7 protein-coding genes and 1 pseudogene are annotated in these 7420 nt (G+C 40.8%); 7 read left to right on the forward strand and 1 reads right to left on the reverse strand.

Annotated features, from left to right (window positions below):
• The 5 genes and pseudogenes from F6K20_RS16920 to F6K20_RS16940 form a co-directional block, all read left to right on the forward strand.
• A pseudogene (locus F6K20_RS16920) lies at nt 1-248 on the forward strand (photosystem II q(b) protein); the annotation flags it as partial.
• A 357-nt stretch (nt 249-605) separates the two neighbouring features.
• Nucleotides 606-752 carry a hypothetical protein gene (locus tag F6K20_RS16925; RefSeq protein WP_287295380.1) on the forward strand — a complete coding sequence of 49 codons (147 nt, stop codon included), beginning with the start codon at nt 606-608 and terminating at the stop codon, nt 750-752.
• Nucleotides 742-3633, forward strand: a complete 2892-nt coding sequence (locus F6K20_RS16930) for a glycosyltransferase (protein ID WP_287295382.1) — start codon at nt 742-744, stop codon at nt 3631-3633. Before F6K20_RS16925 ends, F6K20_RS16930 begins: the two co-directional genes overlap by 11 nt.
• Nucleotides 3630-4301 carry a sulfotransferase family 2 domain-containing protein gene (locus F6K20_RS16935; protein ID WP_287295384.1) on the forward strand — a complete coding sequence of 224 codons (672 nt, stop codon included), beginning with the start codon at nt 3630-3632 and terminating at the stop codon, nt 4299-4301. The genes F6K20_RS16930 and F6K20_RS16935 overlap by 4 nt, the downstream gene beginning before the upstream one ends.
• Nucleotides 4302-4567: 266 nt before the next feature.
• Nucleotides 4568-5305, forward strand: coding sequence for a sulfotransferase family 2 domain-containing protein (locus F6K20_RS16940; RefSeq protein WP_287295386.1), 738 nt, complete (start codon nt 4568-4570; stop codon nt 5303-5305).
• Here the strand turns inward: F6K20_RS16940 and F6K20_RS16945 are convergent.
• On the reverse strand, nt 5271-5513 hold the full coding sequence (locus F6K20_RS16945; protein WP_287295388.1) for a hypothetical protein: 243 nt from the start codon (nt 5511-5513) through the stop codon (nt 5271-5273). The two genes, F6K20_RS16940 and F6K20_RS16945, sit on opposite strands and share 35 nt — an antisense overlap.
• A gap of 305 nt (nt 5514-5818) precedes the next feature.
• Here F6K20_RS16945 and F6K20_RS16950 point away from each other — a divergent pair, with 305 nt between their 5' ends.
• Together F6K20_RS16950 and F6K20_RS16955 are read left to right on the forward strand one after the other, a co-directional pair.
• On the forward strand, nt 5819-6052 hold the full coding sequence (locus F6K20_RS16950) for a hypothetical protein (protein ID WP_071986844.1): 234 nt from the start codon (nt 5819-5821) through the stop codon (nt 6050-6052).
• A gap of 425 nt (nt 6053-6477) precedes the next feature.
• The coding region (locus tag F6K20_RS16955; RefSeq protein WP_287295390.1) for a tetratricopeptide repeat protein at nt 6478-7420 on the forward strand (943 nt) is incomplete at its 3' end.

Below are 7420 nucleotides of genomic sequence, written 5' to 3' on the forward strand. Positions count from 1 at the left end.
CTGTAATCGGCATCTGGTTTACTGCACTGGGCATCAGCACCATGGCATTTAACCTCAACGGTTTCAACTTCAACCAGAGCATCATTGACTCACAAGGTCACGTGATCAACACCTGGGCTGACGTACTAAACCGTGCCAACCTAGGTTTCGAGGTAATGCACGAGCGTAACGCTCACAACTTCCCTCTAGACCTAGCTGCGGCTGAAGCTACTCCTGTAGCTTTGACTGCTCCAGTCATCAACGGTTAATTTTAACTTGGCTTAATCAGCTAAGTTAATAAAAAGCGCTCTCCATCTGGAGAGCGCTTTTTTGTTTGTCTGTCATTATTTGAGTTCTCAGGTTTTAGGGAGTAGGGAGTAGGGAGTAGGCAAGAAAATTTAGATTTAGCTTACGGTTACTAGGAAAGGCTGTATTTATTGGTAGTCATTTGTTAGTTTTCAATACCCCTTCACCTTTTGTGTTTTCTGTTGCATTTAATAAAACTTAATAAAAAATTGTCGATAACTTAATAAAAAATTTAAATTTGTCTGTGGTAACTGGGTTTAATATCAACAAAACAATAATATCAAGTCTGATAGCATCGATATATAGCAATTTTCATAGTCATGAGGTACAGAGGATTTTTCCTTGTTGCCTGTTGCCTGTTGCCTGTTGCCTGTTGCCTGTTGCCTGTTGCCTACTCCCTACTCCCTACTCCCTACTCCCTACTCCCTATTCCCTTTCCTAAAGGACCAATGACTAATGACAACTGAAACCCTTGTCATCGTAACCAGTATTGCACCAGGAAATGTTAAGAAGCAACAAGCCGCTATTAATAGCTGGCTTACTCTAGGATTTGAGGTTGTTTCTTTAAATATTATAGAAGAGATTGAGAAACTCCAGCCTTTATATCAAGACATTAAATTTCACAGAGTATTTCGAGATGGACGAGAGCATTATGGTAAGCCTTATGTTTACATTGATGACCTCTTATCCTATTTGCGTCAGTACGGTAGCCAAATCTGTGGAATTGTTAACGCAGATATTATCTTAAAAGCTGAGCAGGATTTTACAGAATTTATTCGAGAGCAGACTCAAGACTCTATTCTGCTCGCTTCACGAGTCGATATTGATACTGCTGAATCAATCAACGGTGAGATTTACGATGTTGGGGTTGATGTGTTCTTTTTTGAAAAAGAACTGCTGGAAAAATTCCCATCCTCTGACTTTTGCCTTGGTATTCCCTTTTGGGATTTCTGGGTACCAGTGATTGCTTGGCAACAGGGGTTAACCATAAAAGACTTAGTCTCTCCCGTTGCTTATCATGTCAAGCACTCTACCAACTATAGCTACGAAATCTGGCAAAAATCTGCCCTTAAATTTACCAAAATATTTGCTCCATCGCGTTATAATTATTATCAAGAAATAGCTGATATAAATAAAGTAGATTATGACCTAATTGGTCACATGGATAATTATATCGTTAACCAATTTTTGACAATTTATCAAAACAGTAAGCAACCGATTATCTACAAACCCCGATTACCTGATGCTCAGAATCCAGTCTATAGCCATACCAATACTAAAAATCACGATTATAATTCCTTAGTTTGGTTAGCATGGAGCTCTTATCATGCTGGGAATTTTACCACTATGGCTGAGCAGTTAAAAAACTCCCTAACCATTACCCCTTACCAACCAACAGAAACAATTTCTGATTGGATAGAGCAATTTACTACATTTTCAGCTGCTCATAATTCTCCATTCAATTCTTATGCATTCAGTAACCTAACGGAATGGCAATATCTAATAGGATCTACTCTGCTTAATCGACCATTTAGTACCTATCAATGGCAACCAAAAGTATCGATAATCACATCAGTATTTAAAGGGGATAAGTATATTGAACCCTTCCTTAAGGATATTACCCAGCAGACTGTTTTTGCTGAATGTGAATTAATATTGGTTAATCCCAATTCTCCTGGAAATGAAGAGCCTGTGATTAAAAAGTATATGACCAGGTATCAGAATATTATCTATATAAAATTGGATGAAGACCCAGGGCTTTATGAAGTTTGGAACATGAGCATTAGATTAGCCCGTGGTCACTATATTACAAACGCTAATCTCGATGACCGCAGAGCGCCCAGACATATCGAAGAACATATGAGAGCCTTGGATGAGCATCCTGATGTGGACGTGGTTTGCGCTCCTCTGAAAGTTACGATGCAACCCAATGAAACCTGGGATAATAATACCGCTCATGCAGTCTGGTATGTGGGATTTCCGGAGTATTTTGGAACTGAAGACTTTTTTCAAGAAAAGTGGTGGGCTGAAGGGGAGGAAAAAGGTAAGATCGGCTCCCAAAATCTTCCCCATTGTATGCCGGTATGGCGGAAGAGTGTCCATGAAAAAAATGGCTATTTCGATGAAATTGAGTATGGCGCGAGTGCTGATTGGGAATTTTGGTTACGTTGTTCAACCAATGGTTCTAAATTCATGCTATTGAGGGAACCTTTAGGAATTTACCTAGAAGACCCTCAATCCTATAACAGGCGGTTTGAGTCAACGGTTGATTTTGAGAAAAAAATTCTACAGGAGTATTATGTACCGCTAACTGAGGAATCCAATGGTAACGGAAGCCTTGATGTCTCCGAAACTGAAGAGCAGGATTCAGGGTTTGAAGACTCTGGGGATTATCCGAAAAAACTCGATCTTGCTTCTGCTTTACAGTATCATTACGGGGAGCATCGCTCTGGATGGTCTTATGCGATGAATAGCTTGAAAGCCTTACACAATGATGCTGGAATCTTGGTGGATGGCTTCATAGAAAAGAAATTCGCCTGGGGTTCGGATCCTGGAGATTGTAACAACACCCCAACTGCTTATACAGAGCCTTGGATTGGATTCATCCATTGCCCTCCCTATGTCCCTAAATGGTTTCAAGAACACCTGTCACCTCAGGCAATATTTGCAAGTCAGTTGTGGCAAGAAAGTATTAAGTATTGTCAAGGTCTATTTTGTTTGTCTGAAGACTCTCGTCGATGGCTCCAAAAGCAGCTAGATGTGCCAATTGTTAGCGTTATCCATCCTACGGAAACCCCAGATGTTATCTTTTCGATGGATAAGTTTTTGTCAAATCCTGAGCCAACTATTATCCAAATTGGGATTTGGTTGCGGAAGATGCACTCTATCTACTATTTACCGGTAAAAAACTACAAAAAGATGGTGTTACGTAAACCCTATTCCGGGGAGATGTTACACACTGAAAAACAAGTATTTAATTTACAGCCCAATTACAGTTATGTGCAGATAGTTGATTATTTGCCCAATGATGAGTATGATGAAGTCTTGTCAAAGAATATTGCTTATTTGGAGTTGTATGACACCAGTGCCAATAACGCGATCATTGAGTGCATCGTCAGAAATACCCCGGTTTTAGTCAATCCGCTGCCAGCTGTAAAAGAGTATTTGGGCCAAGACTATCCCCTTTACTTCCAGTCTAGACAAGAAGCAGCGGCCAAAGCTGATGATTTTGCTTTAATTGAGGAAACCCACCACTACCTGAAGCAGCACCCGATTAAAGAAAAGCTGACCAGCAATTATTTTTTAAAATCCATTGTTAAATCGGAAATCTATAAACAGTTATCATGAGAATATCCCACAAGCATAAGTTTGTATTCCTCAGCAAACCTAAGTGTGCTAGTACTAGTATTCGCAAGGCATTGGATCCTTACACCGATATTTCCAGTACGGATAAGAAGCGACATTACCATCACCATGTGCCAGCATCTGTGTTAAAGCAGCATTTTGACCGTATGGGTTGGAACTGGAACAGCTACTTCAAGTTTATCAGTATCCGAAACCCTTGGGATATGCTGGTTTCTCTGTACTTCTATGCCAAGCCAGATCACCGAGGTATTTATTGGTGGGAAACAGCAAGAGCAATCCGTGTATCCGAAGACATTATCGAAAAATACCCCTATAACCCAAACACCAGGATGCCATTCAAGCAGTGGATTAAGACAGGAAAATCCTGGGACTTGAAGCAGCAAATATATCTTGATGATTTGTCTACCTATACCCTTCCTTACTATGTTTTTGATGATCAGAATAATTTCCTAGTGGATTATGTTATCCGTGTTGAACACTTAGAGGAAGACTTAGATTTTGTTTCGTCAAAGCTAGGACTAAAGCTAGACTCTTTGAAGATAAATACCAGCAAGCACGACCACTATAGTCAGTATTATGATAGTGAGTCCAAAGCAATAGTATCCGAGATGTTTGAGTATGATATCAACTACGGAAAGTATTCTTTTTAAACTAGGTAATAGGTAATAGGTAATAGGTAATAGGTAATAGGTAATAGGTAATAGGTAATAGGGGGATAACCAACAGGGGGATAGGGTTTGACGGTTTGTTTTATAACTGAATAATATCCAATTTATAGCGTTGATCAGACTTATGAGATAAAGTCAATTTTATTACCCCTACTCCCTACTCGTAAGCATTCAGCTATCAGCCATTGGCCTACGGCCACGCTACTTGAGGTGCTTTTGAATAAAATAGGCTGACCGCTGACTGCTGAATGCTGAATGCTGAATGCTTATCCCTACTCCCTACTCCCTACTCCCTACTCCCTAAAACCCAGAACTTTTTACCTGAAATTAATAACTGCTATAAAATGAGACTATCACACAAGCATAAATTCCTATTCATTGGCAAGCCTAGGTCTGGTGATACTATGATTAGACAAGCACTAGATCCTTACAGTGATAGTGTTAGTACAGATCAAGGACGACACAACCATCCCCATGTGCCAGCATCTATCTTGAAACAGTATTTTAAACGCATGGGTTGGGACTGGAATAGCTACTTCAAATTCACTTCTGTTAGAAATCCCTGGGATATGCTTGTCTCTGTATACTCCTTTGGAAATCCTGATCAAAATGGCTTCTACTTTTGGGAGAAACAACAGTATAATCCCAACAAAAAAATGCCATTTACAGAGTGGATCACTAAGGGAAAATCATGGGACATCAAGGCAGGGAAGCATTTAACTGATTTGTCTGCTTACTCACTGTCATACTCTGCACTTGATGATGATAACACGTTTCTTGTGGATTATGTTATCCGTTTTGAAAATCTAGAATCAGACTTAACTTTCTTGGAGTCTATGCTAGGACTAAAGCTGAATTGTCCTAAGATAGAGCAACACAAACGGGATGATTACACTAATTATTATAATCAGGAGTCTATAGATAGAGTTGCTAATTTATTTTGGTATGACATTAAGTATGGAAATTATAAGTTTGGGATGGCGTAGGGTGGGTTAGGGGCGGCCAGGATTTTGAGGGATTACCAATCAATTTGTATCCGCACCGTAACCCACCATCTTCGATGTTTTGTACCAGATGCTGTAATTGCTGTTCTGGTTTGGATTGATCAGCAGCGCGATCGCATGATCTAGATATGGCGTAGGGTGGGCAGTGCTTACCTTCGAGATTGTTAACTTTTAACTTGGTATTATGCACTGCCCACCTGAGGATTCTTTTAATTACGTTCCTGTCGGTGGGCAGTGCCTATAAAAGCTACTCTAAGCTTTGTAATTGCTCGTAAGCACTGCCCACCCTACGATTCATTTTATCTAGGATTAATTTTATCAAAAATATACACGAATAAAAACGATTTTATATTCCAAAACTATCCACAATTATCAACCTAGCCACGGTCTCCATTATCTCAATATTTCGTAATAAAAAAAAATCTAAACCCCTTGACAACTTTATTAATTTATTGATATATTAATAATGTCAGCAAAATTAATGAATAACTGGTCATGACGAAAAATCTTCCGCCTAACTCCGATGAAAATCAGAACCCTGAAAACCCTGGTCGGAAACCTAAGAAAGTCAAGCACATCTTGATCGGTTCTCCTGAACAAGTTCGGCATACTATTTATGCCATTTATGCTCTTAAATACGCCTATCCCGACGAGTGGAGCACTCCCGAACCTACCGAAAACCCTGGTGAGGTTATGACCACCTTGATTCGATATTTCTACGTAGACTAGGATAGGGTTTTGCCAGGGTTTGACGCCCTGGCGACCAGGAATTGTGGAGGTTATTTTTAAGCTATCAGCGTGTCGCGTATCAGCTATCAACCATTCGCGTAGCGTGGCCAACGGCCAAGGCCAATGGCTGACCACTGACCACTGACCACTGACCACTGACCACTGACCACTGACGAATGTATTAGTTGATCAGTAGTTATTCAGATTTGAGTTCAGTTAAGCTGTAATTGTTGACGTTTACACAATAGAATTCGGTCAAGGATTGGGGTTAACCAAAACTTGACCGATTTTTTTTATTGCTATAGTTAAGGTAATTATTAATTTGGTAAGTTACTTTCGTTCCGGGTTTTAGGGAACGCGCACCGTAGGGATTAGGGAGTCCCAGCGGTGAAGAATTCAAAATTCTTGAGAGCAACCGTGAGTTAGTGGATGCAGAGTTATTGCAGGTAATGGCACAAGTAGCAGAACAACTGAGAGCAGAGGGCAAGCAAAACCGTGCTGAGGTTTTACTGGGTCTGAGGAGTGAGCTGTTAGAAATCCTGGGAATCTCAGAAACCCCTAGCTCAGCTAATCCCTCATGCCAAGACTATCTGCAATTCTTGACAGAGGTATTGCTGGCAACTGACAACAGCGATAGCAACCCCAAAGTAGTCTACCCACTGTTGGGAGCCAACCTAGACAAACTGGATGATAACTTTATTGATATCCTGCAAACCTGGGCAAGTGCTAAACTCTCAGAAGCTGAAGCAGAATACATCGCTAAAGTTATTTGGGAATTTAGCAATCTGATCCAGCAGTTTCCTCTAGGCAATAAAGCCAATAACATCGAAATCGCCATTGCTGGTTACAAACAGGTGCTAAAGGTCTTTACCCGTGAGAGTAAGCGGGAAAGTTGGGCAGCGATTCAAACCAACCTGGGGCAAGCCTACAGAAACAGAATCCGTGGGGAAAGGGCTAAAAATCTAGAACTTGCCATTACCCAATACCAACGAGCATTGTCAGTTTACACCAAATCAGATTTCCCTATCTATTGGGCAATGACTCAAATCAACCTGGGGGAAGCCTACAGAAACAGAATCCACGACCACAGGGCTGAAAATCTGGAAAAAGCTATTGCCCGATACCAACTAGCCTCGTCAGTTTACACTCAATCAGACTTCCCCATTGAGTGGGCACAGACTCAAACTAACCTGGGCAATGCCTACAGTGACAGAATCCGTGGGGACAGGGCAGAGAATCTTGAACTTGCCATTGAAGCATTCCAACGAGCTTTGTCAGTTTACACCCAAGAAGACTTCCCCATGGAGTGGGTACAGACTCAAACTAACCTGGGCAATGCCTACAGTGACAGAATCCGTGGGGACAGGA

Source organism: Moorena sp. SIO2C4 (assembly GCF_010672485.1).
Classification (GTDB): domain Bacteria; phylum Cyanobacteriota; class Cyanobacteriia; order Cyanobacteriales; family Coleofasciculaceae; genus Moorena; species Moorena producens.